Annotated in this window: 18 protein-coding genes and 1 pseudogene; 5 read left to right on the top strand and 14 right to left on the bottom strand. The window is 61.4% G+C overall.

The features are described 5' to 3' along the window. Positions 1–34: 34 nt before the first annotated feature. From dxs to BS630_RS05325, 5 genes are all read right to left on the bottom strand, one after another. Positions 35–1,951 (bottom strand): 1-deoxy-D-xylulose-5-phosphate synthase, encoded by a 1,917-nt coding sequence (gene dxs, locus BS630_RS05345; protein ID WP_077976562.1) that lies wholly within the window; start codon positions 1,949–1,951, stop codon positions 35–37. A gap of 165 nt (positions 1,952–2,116) precedes the next feature. After that, on the bottom strand, positions 2,117–3,040 hold the full coding sequence (locus BS630_RS05340) for a pirin family protein (RefSeq protein WP_077976561.1): 924 nt from the start codon (positions 3,038–3,040) through the stop codon (positions 2,117–2,119). Positions 3,041–3,176: 136 nt separating this feature from the next. Next, positions 3,177–3,944 carry an SDR family NAD(P)-dependent oxidoreductase gene (locus BS630_RS05335; RefSeq protein WP_077976560.1) on the bottom strand — a complete coding sequence of 256 codons (768 nt, stop codon included), beginning with the start codon at positions 3,942–3,944 and terminating at the stop codon, positions 3,177–3,179. A gap of 86 nt (positions 3,945–4,030) precedes the next feature. After that, positions 4,031–4,282 (bottom strand): exodeoxyribonuclease VII small subunit, encoded by a 252-nt coding sequence (locus BS630_RS05330; RefSeq protein ID WP_003545921.1) that lies wholly within the window; start codon positions 4,280–4,282, stop codon positions 4,031–4,033. Positions 4,283–4,284: 2 nt separating this feature from the next. Next, positions 4,285–5,220 (bottom strand): histone deacetylase family protein, encoded by a 936-nt coding sequence (locus tag BS630_RS05325; RefSeq protein WP_017959231.1) that lies wholly within the window; start codon positions 5,218–5,220, stop codon positions 4,285–4,287. Positions 5,221–5,505: 285 nt separating this feature from the next. Between BS630_RS05325 and BS630_RS05320 the strand changes: the two genes are divergently transcribed. Beyond that, complete coding sequence (locus tag BS630_RS05320; protein WP_077976559.1) at positions 5,506–5,907, top strand: acyl-CoA thioesterase; 402 nt, start codon at positions 5,506–5,508, stop codon at positions 5,905–5,907. A 65-nt stretch (positions 5,908–5,972) separates the two neighbouring features. Here BS630_RS05320 and BS630_RS05315 read toward each other — a convergent pair whose 3' ends face one another. Continuing rightward, entirely contained in the window at positions 5,973–6,623 is a 651-nt protein-coding gene (locus BS630_RS05315) for a GntR family transcriptional regulator (RefSeq protein ID WP_077976558.1), read from the bottom strand. Between the two features lie 163 nt (positions 6,624–6,786). Between BS630_RS05315 and BS630_RS05310 the strand changes: the two genes are divergently transcribed. The 4 genes from BS630_RS05310 to BS630_RS05295 all read left to right on the top strand — a co-directional run bounded on the left by BS630_RS05310 (position 6,787) and on the right by BS630_RS05295 (position 12,983). Beyond that, on the top strand, positions 6,787–8,211 hold the full coding sequence (locus BS630_RS05310; RefSeq protein WP_077976557.1) for a malonyl-CoA decarboxylase: 1,425 nt from the start codon (positions 6,787–6,789) through the stop codon (positions 8,209–8,211). Further along, positions 8,208–9,722 (top strand): malonate--CoA ligase, encoded by a 1,515-nt coding sequence (locus BS630_RS05305; protein WP_077976556.1) that lies wholly within the window; start codon positions 8,208–8,210, stop codon positions 9,720–9,722. Before BS630_RS05310 ends, BS630_RS05305 begins: the two co-directional genes overlap by 4 nt. Before the next feature lie 96 nt (positions 9,723–9,818). Beyond that, positions 9,819–11,165, top strand: coding sequence for an SLC13 family permease (locus BS630_RS05300; protein ID WP_077976555.1), 1,347 nt, complete (start codon positions 9,819–9,821; stop codon positions 11,163–11,165). Between the two features lie 273 nt (positions 11,166–11,438). Next, on the top strand, positions 11,439–12,983 hold the full coding sequence (locus BS630_RS05295; protein ID WP_077976554.1) for a methionine--tRNA ligase: 1,545 nt from the start codon (positions 11,439–11,441) through the stop codon (positions 12,981–12,983). A 150-nt stretch (positions 12,984–13,133) separates the two neighbouring features. Here BS630_RS05295 and BS630_RS05290 read toward each other — a convergent pair whose 3' ends face one another. From BS630_RS05290 to BS630_RS05250, 8 genes and pseudogenes are all read right to left on the bottom strand, one after another. Next, positions 13,134–13,508, bottom strand: a complete 375-nt coding sequence (locus tag BS630_RS05290) for a DUF3307 domain-containing protein (protein ID WP_077976553.1) — start codon at positions 13,506–13,508, stop codon at positions 13,134–13,136. Positions 13,509–13,521: 13 nt separating this feature from the next. Continuing rightward, a pseudogene (locus BS630_RS05285) lies at positions 13,522–13,997 on the bottom strand (adenylate/guanylate cyclase domain-containing protein); the annotation flags it as partial. Positions 13,998–14,504: 507 nt separating this feature from the next. Continuing rightward, positions 14,505–15,644, bottom strand: coding sequence for a PAS domain-containing sensor histidine kinase (locus BS630_RS05275; protein ID WP_077976551.1), 1,140 nt, complete (start codon positions 15,642–15,644; stop codon positions 14,505–14,507). Beyond that, entirely contained in the window at positions 15,641–16,432 is a 792-nt protein-coding gene (locus BS630_RS05270; RefSeq protein ID WP_077976550.1) for an alpha/beta fold hydrolase, read from the bottom strand. Before BS630_RS05270 ends, BS630_RS05275 begins: the two co-directional genes overlap by 4 nt. A gap of 129 nt (positions 16,433–16,561) precedes the next feature. After that, the gene (locus BS630_RS05265; RefSeq protein WP_077976549.1) at positions 16,562–17,098 is read right to left on the bottom strand and encodes a GXWXG domain-containing protein; all 537 of its coding nucleotides are present in this window, start codon (positions 17,096–17,098) and stop codon (positions 16,562–16,564) included. 143 nt (positions 17,099–17,241) lie between these two features. Next, positions 17,242–17,805, bottom strand: coding sequence for a biotin transporter BioY (locus BS630_RS05260; RefSeq protein WP_062943922.1), 564 nt, complete (start codon positions 17,803–17,805; stop codon positions 17,242–17,244). Between the two features lie 27 nt (positions 17,806–17,832). Then, complete coding sequence (locus BS630_RS05255; RefSeq protein ID WP_077976548.1) at positions 17,833–18,441, bottom strand: energy-coupling factor transporter transmembrane component T family protein; 609 nt, start codon at positions 18,439–18,441, stop codon at positions 17,833–17,835. After that, positions 18,441–19,115: an energy-coupling factor ABC transporter ATP-binding protein gene (locus BS630_RS05250; RefSeq protein ID WP_077976547.1), complete on the bottom strand. Its 675-nt coding sequence runs from the start codon at positions 19,113–19,115 to the stop codon at positions 18,441–18,443. Before BS630_RS05250 ends, BS630_RS05255 begins: the two co-directional genes overlap by 1 nt. Positions 19,116–19,404 lie beyond the last annotated feature (289 nt).

The raw sequence follows: 19,404 nt of genomic DNA, 5'->3' as shown, positions 1-19,404 counted from the left end.
TTTTTTATTGGATGGATCTGCCCTCACCAAAATCCTATCCCGCCACCCCAACCGCAACACCGCGCCCCAGCGCCCTGAACACCGTCGAGACGATGCCGGCGCGGTCGAGGCCGGCGTGGGCGTTCATGGCTTCGGGCTTGGCCTGTTCCATCCAGATGTCGGGCATGACGAGCGAGCGGATCTTCAGCCCGTTATCAAGCAGGCCTTCGCTCGAAAGGTACTGCATCACATGGCTGCCGAAGCCGCCGATCGAACCTTCCTCGACGGTGATCACCATTTCGTGGTGGCGGGCAAGCTGGCGGATCAGGTCGCGGTCGAGCGGCTTGGCGAAACGCGCATCGGCGACCGTCGTCGAAAGCCCCGCGGCATCGAGATCCTCGGCGGCCAGCAGACAATCGGCAAGCCGCGTGCCGAAGGAGAGCAGCGCCACCTTGGTGCCTTCCTTGACGATGCGGCCCTTGCCGATCTGCAGGATTTCGCCGCGCGCCGGCATGTCGACGCCGACACCTTCGCCGCGCGGATAGCGGAACGAAATCGGCCCGCCGTCATAAGCGACGGCCGTGCGCACCATATGCTTGAGTTCGGCCTCGTCGGCCGCCGCCATCACCACGAAGCCGGGCAGGGTGGTGAGGAAGGCGGTGTCGAAGGAGCCGGCATGGGTCGGCCCGTCGGCGCCGACGAAACCGGCACGGTCGATCGGAAAACGCACCGGCAATCCCTGGATCGCCACGTCATGCACGACCTGGTCATAGGCGCGCTGCATGAAGGTGGAATAGAGCGCCGCAAACGGCTTGTAGCCTTCCGCCGCGAGGCCGGCGGCGAAGGTCACGGCGTGCTGTTCGGCAATGCCGACATCGAAACAGCGCGACGGAAAGGCCTCGGCGAGCTTGTCGAGGCCGGTACCATTCGGCATGGCAGCGGTAATGCCGACAATCTTGTCGTCGAGGGCGGCTTCCTGCACCAGCGCTTCGGCAAAGACGCTGGTATAGCTCGGCGCATTCGGCTTGACCCTTGCCTGGGCGCCGGTGATGACGTCGAACTTGTTGACGCCGTGATATTTGTCGGCCGCGGCTTCCGCCGGCGGATAGCCCTTGCCCTTCTGGGTGACGACATGGATCAGCACCGGCCCGCGCCCATTGTCGCGCACGTTGCGCAACACGGGCAGCAGGTGGTCGAAGGAATGCCCGTCGATCGGCCCGATATGATAAAAGCCCATTTCCTCGAACATCGTGCCGCCGGTGACGTAGCCGCGCGCATGTTCGACGGCGCGGGTGATCGCCCGGTCGATGTTCTTGCCGAGATAGGCCGTCAGCTTCTTGCCGAAGTCACGAAAGCCCATATAGGTGCGTCCCGAGGCGAGGCGCGCGAGATAGGCGCTCATGGCGCCCGTCGGCGGCGCGATCGACATGTCGTTGTCGTTGAGGATGACGATGAGGCGCGCATCGAGTGCGCCGGCATTGTTCAGTGCCTCATAGGCCATACCGGCCGACATCGCCCCGTCGCCGATGACGGCGATGACGCGGCGGTCTGATTTGTCGAGGTCGGCAGCGATCGCCATGCCGAGGCCGGCCGAGATCGAAGTCGAGGAATGCGCCGCACCGAAGGGATCATATTCGCTTTCGGCCCGGCGGGTGAAGCCGGACAGCCCGTTTTCCTGGCGCAGCGTCCGGATGCGGTCGCGCCGGCCGGTGAGGATCTTGTGCGGATAACATTGATGGCCGACGTCGAAAATCAGCCGATCATCAGGCGTATCGAAGACGCTATGAATGGCGATCGTCAATTCGACGACGCCGAGACCGGCGCCAAGATGGCCGCCGGTGCGCGACACCGCATCGATCATTTCGTCCCGGACTTCGCGGGCGAGTTGCGGCAGGTCGCGATCCTCGAGCTTGCGCAGGTCGGCGGGATAGTTGACCTGGTCGAGCAGGGGGGTCTTCGGCAGTTGTGTCACGGGCGGGCGCTCTTTCTTGCTTTTCCTTGTTCCGCTTTATTCGATTAGATTGCGGCAAAACAAGTGCATTTCAGGAACCGAAGCTTTTCACCTTAGAGCATGGTGTCGAAAAGTGTGAACGGTTTTCGGAGTATACCCTGGTCTATTTCTCTCATTTCGTGGCGCTCAGCCCTCCGGCAACGGCACGAATTCCTCTTCGTCACCGGGCACGATATCGAAGCGGCCGCTGCGCCATTCTTCCTTGGCCTGTTCGATCCGCTCCTTCGAGGAGGAGACGAAATTCCACCAGATATAACGTTTCGAATTGAGCGCCGCACCGCCGAAGAGCATCAGATGACAGCCATCGCGACCGGCTTCCAGCGTGATCGCATCGCCCGGCCGAAAGACCAGCAACTGGTCGGCGGCAAAACGGTCGCCTGATATGACGACCTCGCCCGAGAGCACATAGACGGCGCGCTCTTCATGAGCCGAGCCGAAGGGAAATTTGGCGCCCGCCTGCAGGTCGAGATCGACATAGAGCGTGTCGGAGAAAACACCGACCGGCGATGTCATGCCTTCGAATGAGCCGATCACCACACGCCCGCGTACGCCTGCCATCTCGATCAGCGGCATGGCGGACTTTTCCGTATGGGCGAAGGCAGGATCGATCTCTTCCTTGTCGTCGGGCAGCGCCAGCCAGGTCTGCAGCCCCGACATCAGCAGCGGATGGCCGCGCAGATTGTCGGGCGTGCGCTCGGAATGGACGATGCCGCGGCCGGCCGTCATCAGGTTGATATCGCCGGGACGGATGACCTTTTCGGTGCCGAGGCTGTCGCGATGGCGGATCTCGCCGTCGAACAGATAGGTGACCGTCGACAGCCCGATATGCGGATGCGGCTTGACGTCGAGCGCCTCATCCGGCTTCAGGATCGCCGGCCCCATGCGGTCGAAGAAGATGAACGGCCCGACGAGCCGCCGCTGCCGGCTGGGCAGCGCGCGGCGCACCTGAAAACCGCCGATATCGCTGGTGCGCGGGATGATCAGGCTCTCGATCGCGTCGCAGGCGAAGGCATCGCCGGGCAGGGGATCTTTACCGGGAAAGAAGGACATTGGAATCTCCGATCGCTACAGTGCCGAGCGTCATCGCCCACAGATAGCGCCTGGAGCGCCGCGCGTCCAATCGGACGCGCTTAGACGCTCCAACACTTGAAAGCGTGCCGCGCGTCCAATCAGGCGTGCGTCGGGCTCAGATCGCGGTAAAACCATTGTCGACGAAGAGATGGGCGCCATTGACGAAGCTCGATTCGTCGCTGGCAAGATAAAGCGCGGCCCGCGCCACGTCTTCGGGCTCGCCGATCCGCCCCTGCTGGGCGGCAATGGCGGCATCCGAAACATCGACACCGAGAGCCTGCAGGTCGGCAACCTCGCGCAGGCCATGCGGCGTGCGAATGAAGCCGGGGCAGACGGCGTTGCAACGGATGTTGCGGTCACGGAACTCCACCGCGATGGCGCGGGCAAACATATGCACCGCCCCTTTGGTCGTGTCGTAAAGCACTTCCATCGGCGTGGCGGCGACCGCCGAGATCGACGAGGTGCAGACGATCGACCCGCCGCCGCTCGCAATCATCTTCGGCAGCACCGCCTTGGTCATCAGGAACATCGAGCGCACATTGACGGCGTGCAGCCAGTCCCATTCCTCGACGGTTGTTTCCAGGAAAGGTTTGATGACGATCGTGCCGGCATGATTGAAGAGCACGGTCACCGGACCGTAGCGTTCCTCGACGCCGGCGACGGCGGCATTGACGGCTGCTTCGTCCGAGACATCGGCAGTCCAGCAATCGGCCTCGCCGCCGGCATCACGGATCTGCTTCACGGTCTCGGCGGCTGCATCGCCATTGCGGTCGATGATCGCAACACGCGCGCCTTCCGCCGCAAAAAGCTTCGAGGCAGCACCGCCCATGCCGGTCGCGCCCCCCGAGATAATGGCGACCTTGCCCTTCAACCTGTCCGTCATGTCCTTGTCCCCTCATCGTTTTGGATGGGGATCATAGATCGGTCCGAAGCCGATAGCCAAGCGTCTTCAAAAGGGAGTTTTCTGCCTCAGGCGCCGTCGAGCGGCTCGACGCCCTGCGGCTTGCCGGCGCGGTCGAGCCTGATCTTCTCGATGCGGTTTTCGGCGGCTGAAAGCAGCGTCTCGCAATGTTTCTTCAGCGCTTCGCCGCGCTCATAGATCTCGATCGATTCATCCAGCGCCACATCGCCGCGTTCCAGCCGGGCGACGATGCTTTCGAGTTCGGCGACCGCCTTTTCGAAGGAAAGGCCGGACACCTCCGGCTTGGCGCTGTCAGTCATTCTCAACCCTTCATCATTCTCAGAATATGCATGCCCGCCGATTCGGCGAGTCCCTCGAGATCATAACCGCCTTCGAGCAGGCTGACGACCCGGTTCTTCGCGTGCCGGTCCGCCAGTTCCAGCACACGCCCGGTCGCCCAGTCGAAATCCTCGCCGGTCAGATTGATCTGCGCTAAGGGATCGCGGTGATGCGCGTCGAAGCCGGCGGAGATGATGATGAGATCCGGCCGGAAATCGTCAAGGGCGGGCAGCACGCGCGATTTGAACGCCTCGCGGAAATGGTCGCTGCCGACATTCGGCGACAGCGGTGCATTGACGATGGTGTTGTGCTTGCCTTTCTCATCCTTGGCGCCGGTGCCGGGATAGAGCGGCATCTGATGCGTCGAGCAGAACAGCACCGAAGGATCGTCCCAGAAAATATCCTGCGTGCCGTTGCCGTGATGCACGTCCCAGTCAACGATGGCGATGCGTTCGGCGCCATGCGTCTTCTGCGCATGCCGGGCGGCGATCGCCGCATTGTTGAAGAAGCAGAAGCCCATCGCCGTCATCTTCTCGGCATGGTGCCCCGGCGGGCGGGCGGCGACGAAGACATTGTCGGCCCGGCCGGTAAAGACGTCGTCGACCGCCGCCATCGCCCCGCCGATGCCGGTCAGCGCCGCCTGCAGGCTCTTGCTGCTGGCATAGGTATCGGCTTCGATCTGGTTGATCTCCCCCTCTTCCTCGGGGATCTCCCGCATGACGGCGGTCAGATGTTCCTCCGGATGGGCAAGCAGCACCGCATCCTCGTTCGCCTGCGGCGCCTGCCGGCGTTCCAGCCGCTCGAAATTCGGATGTTCCAGCGCAACATTGATGGCGCGGATCCTGTCCGATCGCTCCGGATGGCCGGCGGGCGTGACATGTTCCAGGAAGATCGGGTGTTCATAAAGACGGGTGCTCATGAAGACACTCTATCGGTCGCTTATGTCATGTGCCACAGCAGATGGGGCATCGCCTGACGATTTCAACAAGCGCTCTTGCCGCGCCTTCCGACCGTTCGCCTATCACACTGTCTCGTTTGCGCCGTTCCCGTCGATCAGGTCCAATTGCAACGGCCCGCACCTTTCCGGTAGGTGGAGGACACTGTAACACTTTGAACTATTGCGTAATTTTATCCTTAAGCCGGTTCCGGTATAAGCAATTATGAAGTAGTGTTGCCATGGGAACTCTGTAGGGCAGATTTGTTGATGAGTCAGTCGAAACGTCCTGATGTGGCGGAAATACGCGTGCCGTTTCGCGATGTCGATATGACCGGCAGGATGTTTCTGGCCTCGTATATTTCCTATGCAGAGTCCGTCCTGGCGGGCTTCTGGTCCTCACGGCCCGATGTCGATGACGAACCCGTCTATAGCCCCAGCAAGGTTTCCTGCATGCTTCACCGTCCGCTGCACTATGACGAGCCGGCAACCTTCACCGCCACCGTCGACAAGATCGGCATGCATTCCATCGGCTTCCTCGTTTCGATCGACACTGGGGAGGAGCGCGCCGCCGAGGTCGAGATCATCTGGCAGGCCCGCACCCCCGAGGACCAGTCCCCGGCCTCCCTGCCGGAGGAAACGCGCGACTGGCTTTATCGGTTTTTGGATTAGGGCGTTATGCGGCGGGCGGGTTGCGTTTTACTTCCCTGCCGACTGAGCGCGGTCACGCAGTCCAATCATCTCGCCGCCATGCTTGCGACCAGATCGCTGAACCTCTCTCCCTGAATGCCGACATGTGTCCGCAGCAGGCGGCGGGCCTCATCTCCATTTCCGGCAAAGATCGCATCGACGATGGCGCAATGTTCTGAGAAGGACGTCGACAGGCGGTTGCGCACGCGCAGCTGGAGGCGGCGATAAGGCCGCAGGCGGCGGTGCAATTGCACGCATTGCTCCTCGAGGAATTCGCTTCGGCCGGCTGCGTAGATGGCCTTATGGAATTCCTCATTGTCGTAATAATAGGCATCGCTGTCACCGGCCGCGGCTGATTGCTCGCAGCGGCTGTGGGTGGCCGTGATCGCTTCCCGGGAGGCCTTGTCCAGCCGTCGTGCGGCGAGCGACCCGGCCAGGCCCTCCAATTCGGCCATCACCTCGAACATCTCGTAGACGCGGTGCGGCCCCGGATCGATGACGATTGCGCCTCTGCGCGGTCGAATTTCGATGAGGCCGATCGCATCGAGCTGCATCAGCGCCTCGCGCACCGGCGTGCGGGAAACCCCGAAACGCGTCGCAAGAACCATTTCGTCGAGGCGCTCACCGGGGGAGAACTCGTTGGAAAGAATTGAATTTTCAATCTCATCGCGAAGCCATCGGCCGACATTCTCGGACATTCGTTTCAATTTCCTCATACATAAAAGCGCTTCTTGTATACACGATCATTGACCTCGTGTACGAAGAGTGGCATTCTACATACTACCGGTGAAACCCGACGATGGGAAGCAGCCGTCAAAAACGGTCCGCACCCAGCCGGCCGGTAGAAGAGAGGAGAATGGCATGTCTGAGGCTTCCTTCTTCACCGACATGCTGCAGAGCATCACGGATCGCGGACGCCAGCTTCTGTTTTCCGGCTCGCGCGCCACGCAGGTCGCAGCCAAGACCGATCTCCAGACACTCTGTGAAATGCTGCTGTCGAGCCGGGGCGAAGCCTCGGGCATGGCGCTTGCGGCCGAGATACTCGATCGCTGGGGCGCGCTTGAGAGCGAGGGCGCGCAGGCATTCCTTGATATGCTGCACGAGAAGTTCGGCCCCGACACGGCCAAGCTCGACCAGGCGATTGAAAATTACCGCACCGACAAAAGCTCTGCCGCGATTATCGCTCTCCACCAGGCAGCCGAGCCGCGGCGACAGGAGCTTCTGCGCCGATTGAATCACGCGCCGAACGGCACCGCCAAGCTTGTCCGGATGCGTGAGCAGCTGCTTGCTTCCAAAGACCAATCCGCAGGATATCACGCGCTTGACGCCGACTTCACGCATCTGTTCGGCTCCTGGTTCAATCGCGGCTTTCTCACGCTACGCCCTATCGACTGGTCGACGCCGGCCTACATCCTTGAAAAGATCATCAAATACGAGGCCGTGCACGAGATCGCCGGCTGGGAGGAGTTGCGCAGTCGTTTGGCACCGGCCGACCGTCGATGCTTTGCCTTCTTCCACCCCCGATTGGCCGACGAGCCGCTCGTGTTCGTCGAGGTGGCGCTCACACGATCCGTGCCCAGCGCGATCGGAGATGTGCTGGTCGAGGGCAGGGAGCAGATCAATGCCGACGAGGCGACGACGGCTGTCTTCTATTCGATCTCCAACTGCCAGGATGGCTTGCGTGGAATCTCGTTCGGCAACTTCCTGATCAAGCAGGTCGTGGAAGACCTGCGCAGAGACCTGCCCGGCCTGAAGAATTTCGTCACGCTGTCGCCCGTTCCAGGCTTTGCCCGTTGGCTTGCCAAAGCACGTGCCTCGGACGCCGACCGGTTGCTGCCGGAAGCGGTCCTCGAAAAACTGACGCTGCTGGATGATCCGAGCTGGCCTGACAACGAGAATACGGCGAGCGAAGTGGAGCGCGTGTTGCTGCCTCTTGCCGCGCGCTATTTCCTGACTGAACGGACGCCGGAGGGCCGCCCCATCGATCCTGTCGCCCGCTTCCATCTCGGCAACGGCGCTCGACTGGAAAGACTGAATGTTCTCGGCGACCGCTCGCCCAAGGCGATGCAGCAGGCCCATGGCCTGATGGTCAACTACCTCTACAAGCTCGACGATATCGTGGCCAACCACGAAGCCCTGGCGCAGCGCGGCGAGGTGATTGCCTCGCCTACCGTCAAGAGCCTGCTCAGTCAGAACGACGAAAGCCGCCGCGGCGGCAATGGCCAGCAAGGCTCCCGGCCATTCGCACAGATAATGAACTCAACGCTTGGAGGAGGGCGAAAGTGAGCAATCATCTTTTCGACGCCATGCGGGCCGCTGCGCCCGGTGACGCACCGTTCATCCGGATCGATAGCACGCGCTCATGGACCTATGACGACGCTTTCGCTCTTTCCGGCCGCATTGCCGGCGCGATGGACACGCTCGGCATTCGCCCCGGCGACCGGGTGGCGGTGCAAGTCGAGAAAAGTGCCGAGGCACTGATCCTCTATCTCGCCTGTCTTCGAACCGGCGCCGTCTATCTGCCGCTCAACACCGCCTATACGCTGGCTGAGCTCGATTACTTTATCGGCGATGCGGAGCCGCGTTTGGTGGTTGTTGCGTCGGCTGCGAGAGAGGGCGTGGAGAAAATTGCCAAGCCTCACGGCGCGATCGTTGAAACGCTCGATGCCGACGGCAGCGGCTCGTTGCTGGATCTCGCACGCGATGAGCCGGCCGACTTTGTCGATGCTTCGCGTTCCGCGGATGAGCTGGCCGCGATCCTCTACACGTCGGGAACGACCGGACGCTCCAAGGGGGCGATGCTCACGCATGGGAACCTGCTCTCGAACGCCCTGACCTTACGAGATTATTGGCGCGTCACCGCCGACGATCGGCTGATCCATGCCTTGCCGATCTTCCACACCCATGGGCTGTTCGTCGCCACCAACGTCACATTGCTCGCCGGCGCCTCGATGTTCCTGCTGTCGAAGTTCGATCCGGAGGAGATCCTGTCGCTGATGCCGCAGGCAACGATGATGATGGGCGTGCCGACCTTCTATGTGCGCCTCCTGCAAAGCCCGCGCCTCGACAGAGAGGCGGTCGCCAACATCCGCCTCTTCATTTCCGGTTCGGCTCCCCTGCTTGCCGAAACCCATACCGAATTCCAGGCCCGCACCGGTCACGCCATTCTCGAGCGCTACGGCATGACGGAAACCAATATGAATACGTCGAACCCCTATGAGGGCAAACGGATTGCCGGAACGGTCGGTTTCCCGCTGCCTGATGTGACAGTGCGCGTCACCGATCCCGCCACCGGGCTCGTGCTGGCGCCTGAAGAGACCGGCATGATCGAGATCAAGGGTCCGAACGTCTTCAAGGGCTATTGGCGCATGCCGGAAAAGACCGCCGCCGAATTCACCGCCGACGGCTTCTTCATCAGCGGCGATCTCGGCAAAATCGACCGGGAAGGTTATGTCCACATCGTCGGTCGCGGCAAGGATCTGGTGATTTCGGGTGGATACAACATCTATCCGAAAGAGGTCGAAGGCGAGATCGACCAGATCGAGGGTGTGGTCGAGAGCGCAGTTATTGGTGTGCCGCATCCCGATTTCGGAGAAGGCGTAACGGCCGTCGTCGTGTGCAAGCCCGGCGCCGTCCTCGATGAAAAGACCATCGTCAGCGCCCTCCAGGACCGTCTCGCCCGCTACAAACAACCCAAGCGCATCATCTTCGCCGACGACCTGCCGCGCAACACCATGGGTAAGGTTCAGAAAAACATCCTGCGGCAGCAATACTCCGATCTTTACACCAAGAGGTAAGGCGACGCGCCCTCTGGGAGGAGTGTGCGTCGACATCCAGCATCAATCTTGAACACAACAACTACGGCGCTGGAGGCGTCGGAGGGAGGGGGAATCATGGGTATTGAACTATTGGCCATAGGCCTGCTGGTCGCCATGTTCATCATTGCGACGATCCAGCCGATCAACATGGGTGCGCTCGCCTTTGCCGGCGCCTTCGTGCTCGGCTCGATGATCATTGGGATGAAAACCAGCGATATTTTTGCCGGCTTTCCGAGTGATCTATTCCTGACACTCGTCGCCGTCACCTACCTCTTCGCCATAGCGCAGATCAACGGCACGATCGACTGGCTCGTCGAATGTGCCGTCCGCATGGTGCGCGGGCGGATCGGCTTGATTCCCTGGGTGATGTTCCTCGTCGCCGCCATCATTACCGGTTTCGGTGCACTTGGGCCTGCCGCGGTCGCCATTCTCGCACCCGTCGCGTTGAGTTTTGCCGTGCAGTACCGCATCCACCCGGTCATGATGGGCCTGATGGTGATCCACGGCGCGCAGGCCGGCGGCTTTTCGCCGATCAGCGTCTATGGCGGAATCACCAACCAGATCGTTGCGAAAGCCGGCCTGCCTTTCGCGCCGACCTCGCTGTTTCTCTCCAGCTTCTTCTTCAACCTGGCGATCGCAGTGCTGGTCTTCTTCGTTTTCGGCGGCGCAAAAGTGATGAAGCAAGATCCCGCGTCACTTGGTCCCTTGCCCGAACTCCATCCAGAGGGCGTATCGGAGTCGATCAGAGGTCACGGCGGCACGCCGGCAAAACCGATCAGGGAGCATGCCTATGGTACGGCGGCCGATACCGCGACGACCTTGCGCCTGAACAATGAGAGAATTACCACCTTGATCGGCCTGACGGCGCTCGGCATCGGCGCCCTGGTTTTCAAGTTCAACGTCGGCCTCGTCGCCATGACCGTCGCCGTCGCGCTGGCGCTCTTGTCACCGAAGACCCAGAAGGCGGCAATCGACAAGGTCAGCTGGTCGACCGTTCTGCTGATATCAGGCATCATCACCTATGTCGGCGTCATGGAGAAGGCCGGGACTGTCGACTACGTGGCGAACGGCATATCCAGTCTCGGCATGCCGCTGCTGGTGGCGCTCCTGCTTTGCTTTACCGGCGCCATCGTCTCGGCCTTTGCATCCTCGACCGCGCTGCTTGGCGCGATCATCCCGCTCGCCGTTCCATTCCTCCTGCAAGGACATGTCAGCGCCATTGGCGTGGTCGCGGCGATCGCGATCTCGACGACGATCGTCGATACCAGCCCGTTTTCCACCAATGGCGCGCTTGTCGTCGCCAACGCGCCGGACGACTGGCGAGAGCAGGTGCTGCGACAGTTGCTGATCTACAGCGCGCTGATCGCGATCATCGGCCCGGTCGTCGCCTGGTTGGTGTTCGTCGTGCCCGGGCTGGTGTGACGGCGGGCTGCCCTGGAATCATCGCTTTCCGCCGCAGGCCATGCCCGCGGCGGCCAGTGCATCCAGATCGAAGAGCACGCTTGTTCGAAACGGCCCGCGATGCTAGAAAATCGCATGGACAACACCCTGATCAGCACTTTCGTGATGATGATGCCGCGCTCATAGCGTGGCGGGTTTCGTGCGTCCAGAATGCACCAGCGACCGCCCTCGAGGCGGTCTTTTCATGGGTCGATCCGTCTCGCGGGCAATAACAGCCTTCGAAAGGAAACACCGATGAACAAGATCTACATCACCACCTCGATCCCCTATGTGAATGCCGCGCCGCATGTGGGCTTTGCCCTCGAACTGGTCCAGGCCGATGCCTATGCCCGCCATTTTCGCCTTCTCGGCCACGACGTCAGGTTCCAGTGCGGAACCGACGACAACAGCCTGAAGAATGTCCGGTCGGCGGAGGCCGCGGGAGTGCAGGTCACGGACTTCGTCAATGCGAATGCAGATAGGTTCGAGCGCCTTGGCGGCCTGCTCGATATCTCCAACGAGGAATTCGTCCGTACCTCCCGCGATCCAAGGCATATCGCCTGCGTCTATGCCTTGTGGAAGGCATGCGCTGAAAAGGGCGACCTTTATCGCAAGGCATATGAGGGTCTCTATTGCGTCGGCTGCGAGCAATTCTACGAGCCGTCGGAACTCGATGACGGGCGCTGCCCGGAACACGGCATTGCCCTTGATACCATCCGTGAGGAGAACTGGTTCTTCCGTCTCTCCAGATATGGCAACCGGCTGCTTGAGCTCGTCGAGACCGGCGAGCTTCGCATCGTTCCAGCCCATCGGCGCAACGAAATCCTTGCCCTGCTGCGGCGTGGCCTGACCGACATCAGCGTGTCGCGCAGTGCGGAGCGGGCGCGCGGCTGGGGCGTTCCCGTCCCGGATGGAGATGAGGTCGTCTATGTCTGGTTCGATGCCTTGGCGAACTATCTCACAGGTCTCGGCCACGGTTCCGATGAAACCCTGCTGCAGCACTATTGGAACGGCGGCGAACGCATCCACGTTGTCGGCAAGGGCATTTCCAAGTTCCATGCCATCTACTGGCCGGCCATCCTTTTGTCCGCAGGCCTGCCGCCGCCATCCTCGATCCTCGTGCACGGCTACGTCACTGTGGACGGCAGGAAGATCGGCAAGTCGGCCGGCAACGGCATCGATCCGGAAGGCATCATCCAATCCTATGGAACGCCGGATGCACTGCGCTATTACCTGCTCCGGCATATACGCTCGGCAGACGATGGCGACTTCTCGGCCGAGCGTCTCGAAGCCGCTTGGTCGGGAGAGCTCGCCGGGCAGCTCGGAAATCTCGCCAACCGGGTGCTTGCGCTTCTGTCCACGTCATTCGACGGAATCGTTCCGCCCGTGCCGGACAGCGCGTTCGTGGACGAGGCTGCCCGCCTTCCGGGGAAGGTGGCCCAGGCTTTCGATGCCTACGAGCTCCATGTCGGCCTCACTGAGATTTTTGCCTTTATCGGCGAGGCGAACAGGCGGTTTACAAAAGACGCGCCGTGGGCGGATGCGAAAGCCCTGCTTGCCGACCTCACACCGGAAGATCGGAAGGCGACCGCCGCTCGTCTCGGCGCTTGCCTGGCCGAGCAGGTCTACGGCCTTGCGGTCGTTGCCCGCTGCCTCCTCCCGTTCCTGCCAAGCGCGGCCGCAACGCTGCATTCCAGACTGGGAATACCATCTCCTCGCCTCTATCGGGTCCCCTTGATGGTGGACGGGGCGAAAGCCGCTCCGCAAGCCGTGCTCTTTCCGCAAAGAGCGGCAGCTTGAAGCAGCCCGAGATCCTCTGCGCTGCAACTGAAGCAGCGCAGAGTTCAAGCCTGTCTGGAGGCGGTAGGGAAGGGTATTCATCCTCGTCCGGATCGCACTGACAGCAAACATTCGCATGATCTGTAGGACCGCCTAAAACTCTGCTTTCGATCACATCGCAGCAGCCAAAATCCCAGTGTAGGTCAAGTGATGCAACAACTGATCGGCTCCGTGCGCGGCCCAGTAAGGACGGGTCGTCACGGCAGCCGGATGGCGGCGCGAGTGAACGGCCTTTAAGTGATCAATGGTGAAGTGAATTAGAAATTCGCCCAGCGCCAAGACCGCGATCGTCACGCCATCCAGCCCGAACAAAAACAATCCTGGAAGGGTGCCTGCGACGTGGATCGCTGCATGGATATAGCCGCCCGGATGGCGGATGTCGCCCTTGCCCTGCAGAATCCAGGTCGACTGCAAGAGATAGTCGGCGGCGAAATGCTTGACCTGCAGCCAGGCGAGTAGGCCAATAAGGGAAGATGCACTTTCCATGGTCCTTCCTCCCTCAAATTGGGGACGATTTCCGGTCCAGGGTAAAGATCGGCACCGGTTGCGATTTGCCGCGCACCACCGTCTCCCCCAGCGAGCGCGCATCGAGCCGCCTGTCGGCCCGTTCCCACGTCTCGCCACTCAACACGATTTCAACGCCTTTGTCTTTGGCGACGCCGACCAGGCGGCTTGCGAGGTTTACGGCATCGCCAATCGCCGTGTAGCTCAGGCGTTCGGCCGAGCCGATATTGCCGACGAGTGCCGTCCCGCTGTTGATGCCGATCCTGACTCGCACTGCGTCATGCTGGGGCGCGAGCGGCGGGATGGCATGCATCGCGTCACGGATCGCGGCCGCGGCACGGCAGGCACGCGACGCGTGATCGGGCTCGTCGTTCGGGGCATTCCAGATCGCCATCACAGCGTCGCGATAAATTTGTCGACCGTGCCGCCCTCGGCGTGGATCGCGGCGATGGAAAGCGCGAGGAAGCGCGAAACGCACATCGAGCGGCCTTCTCCATGTTCTCATCGATCAGTCGAAGGACGATTCGGTGAATGCGGTCCTTGCCCGCTGATGCAACAGCCCACGCTTGACGTGCCCCAGGATGTCATGAAATTTTCATATTCAGGCTATTTTCGAGAGCGAGAAAATAATCTACTATTTTAGTCAGGAAACAAGATTTCCTGAAACAAACGAAGGAGACTGATTGAGTATATTTCTTATGACTACCATGCTCATCGCAGGCTTTGTCCTGTTTGCCCTGATCACCGGGGCAGCACGAGGGCGCGCTGCCCAGACCACCGCAAACACCAAGCGCAGGTCGGGCAGTTCAGGAGGCTCGGGCGATGGAGGTGGAGGCTGGTTTGATGCCTCAGGCGACTGTGACGGCGGCGGCGGAGATGGTGGAGGAGGAGACTAAATCAAACTGAAATCGATAGAATGCCCGACCGCCTCAAGGCGGTTTTTTGTTGCCCGGATTCCGGCGCGGCGGTGCGCCCCGCTCAATCCAAGGGCATCACAAAGGTGAAGCGCGTCTCCTTGTCATCGGAACTGACCGTGATTGTCCCGCCATGGGCGCGGGCGATTTCCGACGCGATGTGCAGACCCAGCCCCAATCCTCTTTGACTTGTGCCGGCTTCACCTTTGAAGAAAGGTTGAAAAAGCCCTGTCATCGCCTCGGTGGAAATCGGAGCGCCGCCATTGGCGATCCAAAGCTCGAGCTTTCCGTCGACAGTTGCCGCCGATAGCCGCACCGGTTCGTCCGGCGCCCCATGTGTCAGGGCATTTCCCAGAAGATTGGACACCAGCTGGCCGATCCGGCCGCTGTCGCAGTTTATCGGCCCGTCGAATTCGATCGTCACCTCAATCGCCCGGTCGAGATGACTGAAGCGGAGTTCTTCGATGACCTGCCGCAGGAGCGGCTCGAGATGCTCGGCCCGCCTCTCGAGTGTGATGCCGCCACCCAATCGTCCGCGCGCGAAGTCGAGGACGTTGTCGATCAGGGCGGACATGCGAACGACGCTGCCCTGCATCAAGTCGAGAACTTTAATCGCGCGATCGGTCTGCTTTTCTTTTCGCAGAATGCGCGCAGCGGCTGAAATCGAGGCAAGCGGGTTGCGCAGGTCGTGGCCGAGAACAGCAATGAACTCTTCCCGCAACTCGGCGGTTTGCTGTTCGAAGGCAAGTTTGGCTTTGATCGTGGCGCCGGCAGCATCGGCCGCGGCGCGCGCCTCGACCAACTCCCGTTCATAACGGCGACGCTCGGCAGCCTGGAACATCGTCACCCGGGTGAAAAGCAGGGCGCCGTCTTCTGCACGTCTTTCCATGGCATTGGCGAGCACAGGCAGCTTTTTGCTGTCTACTGTGACGAGATCGAGGGCAACCTCGTTGAAAAACCCTTGCATGCGCAGCAAAGGCGCAAAATGGGTTTCGTAGAATATACGGCCCGAGGTATTGAGTAGGTCGTGAAGTCGTTTGCCGAGGAGCTGCTCGGCAGGGATGCCGATCCAGGTCGAAAGCGTTCTGTTGACCTTGACGATGCGCCCATCCGGCTGCAGCGAAAGATAGCCGCACGGCGCGTTTTCGTACAAGTCCTCAAGGTCTTCCGCCGGCATGGCGATCTGCGTGTCGGCACCGGTCATCGGACGAACCACCGGATTGCAGATATGACCTCGTCGGGAGCGCTGAGGTTAGGGCAGTGGCCACTCGCATTCAGCACCACCAATTGGCTGTTTGGGACCTGCTGATGGACGAATTCGCCGACCTCTTCGGAAGCGATGATGTCATCCCGGCACTGAAGGATCAGCGTTCTGGCGGTGACGCGCGGAAGATCGCTGCGATTGTCCGACGTGAATGTCACCCGTGCGAACGCCTTGGCGATCTCAGGATCGGTGCGGCAGAAGCTATTCGTCAGCTCTTCACCGAGTTCCGGTCGATCGGGATTGCCCATGATGGCGGGGGCCATGGCGGCAGACCATCCCATGTGGTTGTCGTCCAGCGACGTCAGCAGTTCGTCTATATCTGCCGCGCTGAAACCGCCGATATAGTCATCGTCGTTGATATAGCGCGGCGACGGCCCGACAAGGACCAGGCTTTCAAACAGTTCCGGTGCCTCCAGCGACGCGATGACGCCGATCATCGCGCTGACCGAGTGCCCGACGAAGACCGTTTGCGTCAACCCAAGTTCGCGGCAAATTTCCAAGAGGTCATCCGCATAACCGGACAATGAAGAATATTTTCGGGCATCGTAAGCCGCGAGATCGGATCGTCCTGCGCCGACATGATCGAACAGCACTGTCTTGAAGTCGCTTTCGAAGGTCGGCGCCACGAAGCGCCACATATTTTGGTCGCACCCGAATCCATGCGAAAAGATCATCGCACGCTGGCCATTGCCCCGGATTTGAACATGATTTCGATCGATGACGGTCATCTCGCCCTCTTTCCTCTCATAGCATATTCCGCCTGCCTTGGATTGAGGAAAGATCGGGGAGGCGACGGGTTCGATGGTCGTGTGACATGATATTCCAGAAGGCGACCGCCCTGCCGTTTGCGACATGCCTCAGTTCATCACTTTCTGCAGCTTGAAGAAGAATCGCCGCGGGTCGTGGTGCACGCACATCATCCCGGCAATCCCGTCATCGTCAATCCTGTGGAAGTAGTCCACGATCGGCTGTTTGTCGTAGACCATCGCAGCCGTTTCGACGCCGTCGAGAGCCTGAAGCTTCAATGAAGCTGTCGTGCCTCTGGCTCGAAGCATCTTCTGCAGATACGAGAACCAATGGCGGGCGACGAACGTCCGGCCAAAGGGCGCCATCTTGATCGCCAGCCGAACAGGGAAGAAACTTGGGTCGATCGGAACAAGCCGGCCCGGTCTCCACTTGAAGAGCAGGGCGTCCGCCCGCATGTCGGAGTGGAAGCGCTTGCCAAACCAGCTGAGATTTTCGAGCACGCCGTCCAGTGGATGACCCGACGGAATACCAACGCCGCTCCATAGGCCGACCATGTCCTTTGGCTGGATGGGCTCCAGCGACCGGAACCAGGTAGCCATCTCCTCCTGCTGGTCGCCTCGCATGGTTTCTCCTTCACGGATGTTCATTGCGACAAATGAAAAGAAGGGTTCGGAAGTTCCCGCATACAAGCCGGCCGGAAGCGACTTCTGGTGAAGGGCTTAAGTCTTCGAGCGCAACAGCCCCCGCCGGGGCTGTTGAGGCATTTCGCCAGAGAAGACCGGCCTATGCGTCAGGCGCGTGACGGCAACAGGGGATAGCCGACCATGACGGCGCGGCCAAGCAGCGCTGCGACGAAAGCCTTGATCACATCGCCGGGAATGAAGGCCATCGAGCCGACGAAGGCTTTCGTGAAGCCGAGGCCGGCGACGGTCGCCAGATAGGTGATGCCGAAGGCGTAGAGCACGACGATGCCGCCGACCATGGCGGTGAGGAAGAAGCTCACCGTCTGCACCAGGCCGGATTGCTGATGGTTGACCAACCGTTCGCTGAGATAGCCGGTGACGAAGGCGGCAAAGATCCAGCCGATCAGGAAGCCGGCCGTTGGCGACGCGAAGATCGCAAGCCCGCCGCGGCCGCCGGAAAGCACCGGCAGCCCGATGGCGACCAGCACCAGTACAATCAGCACGGCAATCGCGCCGCGCCGGGCGCCGAGCACGACGCCGGCCATCATGACGCCGAGGGATTGCGCAGTGATCGGCACCGGAATGAAGCCGAGCGAGATCGGCGGCAGCAGGCCGAGCGCCACGATGATTGCGGCAAAGAGGGCGGTAAGAACGAGGTCGCGAGTGCTCATCATCATGAATTCCGTGTTTATCAATCGTTAACTCACATGCCGCCGAATGCCGCGCGCGTCAATCGCCGCGGCGATATTATCCGCATCCCTGAGCGTCAGGATGATCAGCGGCGCAAGCAGCGTCGTCGGCCGGACCTTCAGCCCGCGTGCCCTATGCGCCTCGCGGATCGCCTGATAACGGCCGACGATCTCCGGCACGAAACGCAGCACCAGCCCAAGCGCCAGGCCGATATCGTCGGCCTGCACCCAGCCGGTGCGATCGAGCGGGCGGGCAAGCGCCGTTACCTCGTCGATGAACTCAGCGATCGACGTCGTCGCCGTCACGGTGGCGGCCAGAAGCATCAGCGCCGTCAGCCGCAGCAGGGGCACGAGTGCTTCCTGCCAGGGATTGAAGATGAGGTTGAAGAGTGCGACGACCGCGATCGTCAGGAAGATCGGCCGCAACCGCCTGAGACCATCCACAAACGGCAGGCCGATCATGCGGTAGAGAACCGCTGTCAGCAGCACGGCGATCGACAGCAGGACGAGGTTCCCGGTGATGAACAGCACGATGCCGAAGATCGTCAGCGACAACAGTTTTAGCCGCGGCGAGAGCCGGTGCATCACGCTGTTGCCTTCGACATAGAGCGACTGCATCAGGCGGCGATCTCCTTGTAGCGGGCGATCGCTTCGGCAGCCGGCGCATCGGCGGCAAGCCACCCCTCATGAAACAGCAGCACCCGCTCGAAATCGGCGATCAGGTCCAGATCATGGGTGATGATGATGGCACTTTCCGGCAGCCCGGCGATGATCTTCTCGACCAGCGCCCGGTTCTTGAGGTCGAGCTGGTTAGTCGGTTCGTCGAGGATCAGAATGCCTGGCCCCGTTGCCAGCACCGAGCAAAGGGCCGCCACCTGCAACTCGCCGCCGGAAAGCTCATGCGCGCGCCGATCGGCCAGCGCCTCGGCGCCGAAGCGGGCCAGCACGCCCTCGACCTTCGCCTCGATCTCCGCCTTGGTGAAGCCGCGCCGCTTCAGCCCGAAGGCGATGTCGTCCTTGACGATCGGCAGGATGATCTGGTTCTGCGGCGACTGGAAGATGAAACCGACACCGGGCACAGCAGTCTTCTCATCGCTCGTATCGCGACCGTTGACGGTGACGCGGCCGACCGACGGTTTGGCCAATCCATTGATCAGCCGGGCGAAGGTCGTCTTGCCCGAGCCGTTCAGCCCGATGACGCCGATGCGTTTTCCACTGATGTCAAGCGTCAGCGGCTGCAGCGCCACCCGTGCCCCGAAACTGACCCCGGCACCTTCGAAACGAATATCCAAACCAATCCCTCGCATCCATGCGATCCCGCTGCCGACGTTTTGCGGCCTGGTACGTCTTCGCCGCCTTGCCCCATGAGATCGCCGCCTGCCCCTCATCCGCCTGCCGGCACCTCTGCCTGGGTCGAGCCACGTGTCTCGACCCGTCCTTCGGACCCCCGCTCGCGGTGAGAAGGGGATATGCCGCACCGGCTTCCTTTACCCTCGACGCCGCGTTTGGCACGTCCCCTCTCCCCGCAGGCGGGGAGAGGGTTAGGGTGAGGGGCTGCCATCGGCGCAACCCAAACAGCAA

Source organism: Rhizobium laguerreae (assembly GCF_002008165.1).
In the GTDB taxonomy this organism is placed as follows: domain Bacteria; phylum Pseudomonadota; class Alphaproteobacteria; order Rhizobiales; family Rhizobiaceae; genus Rhizobium; species Rhizobium laguerreae.
The sequence above is the reverse complement of the archived record's forward strand: the minus strand, read 5'-3'. Positions and strand labels throughout refer to the sequence as shown.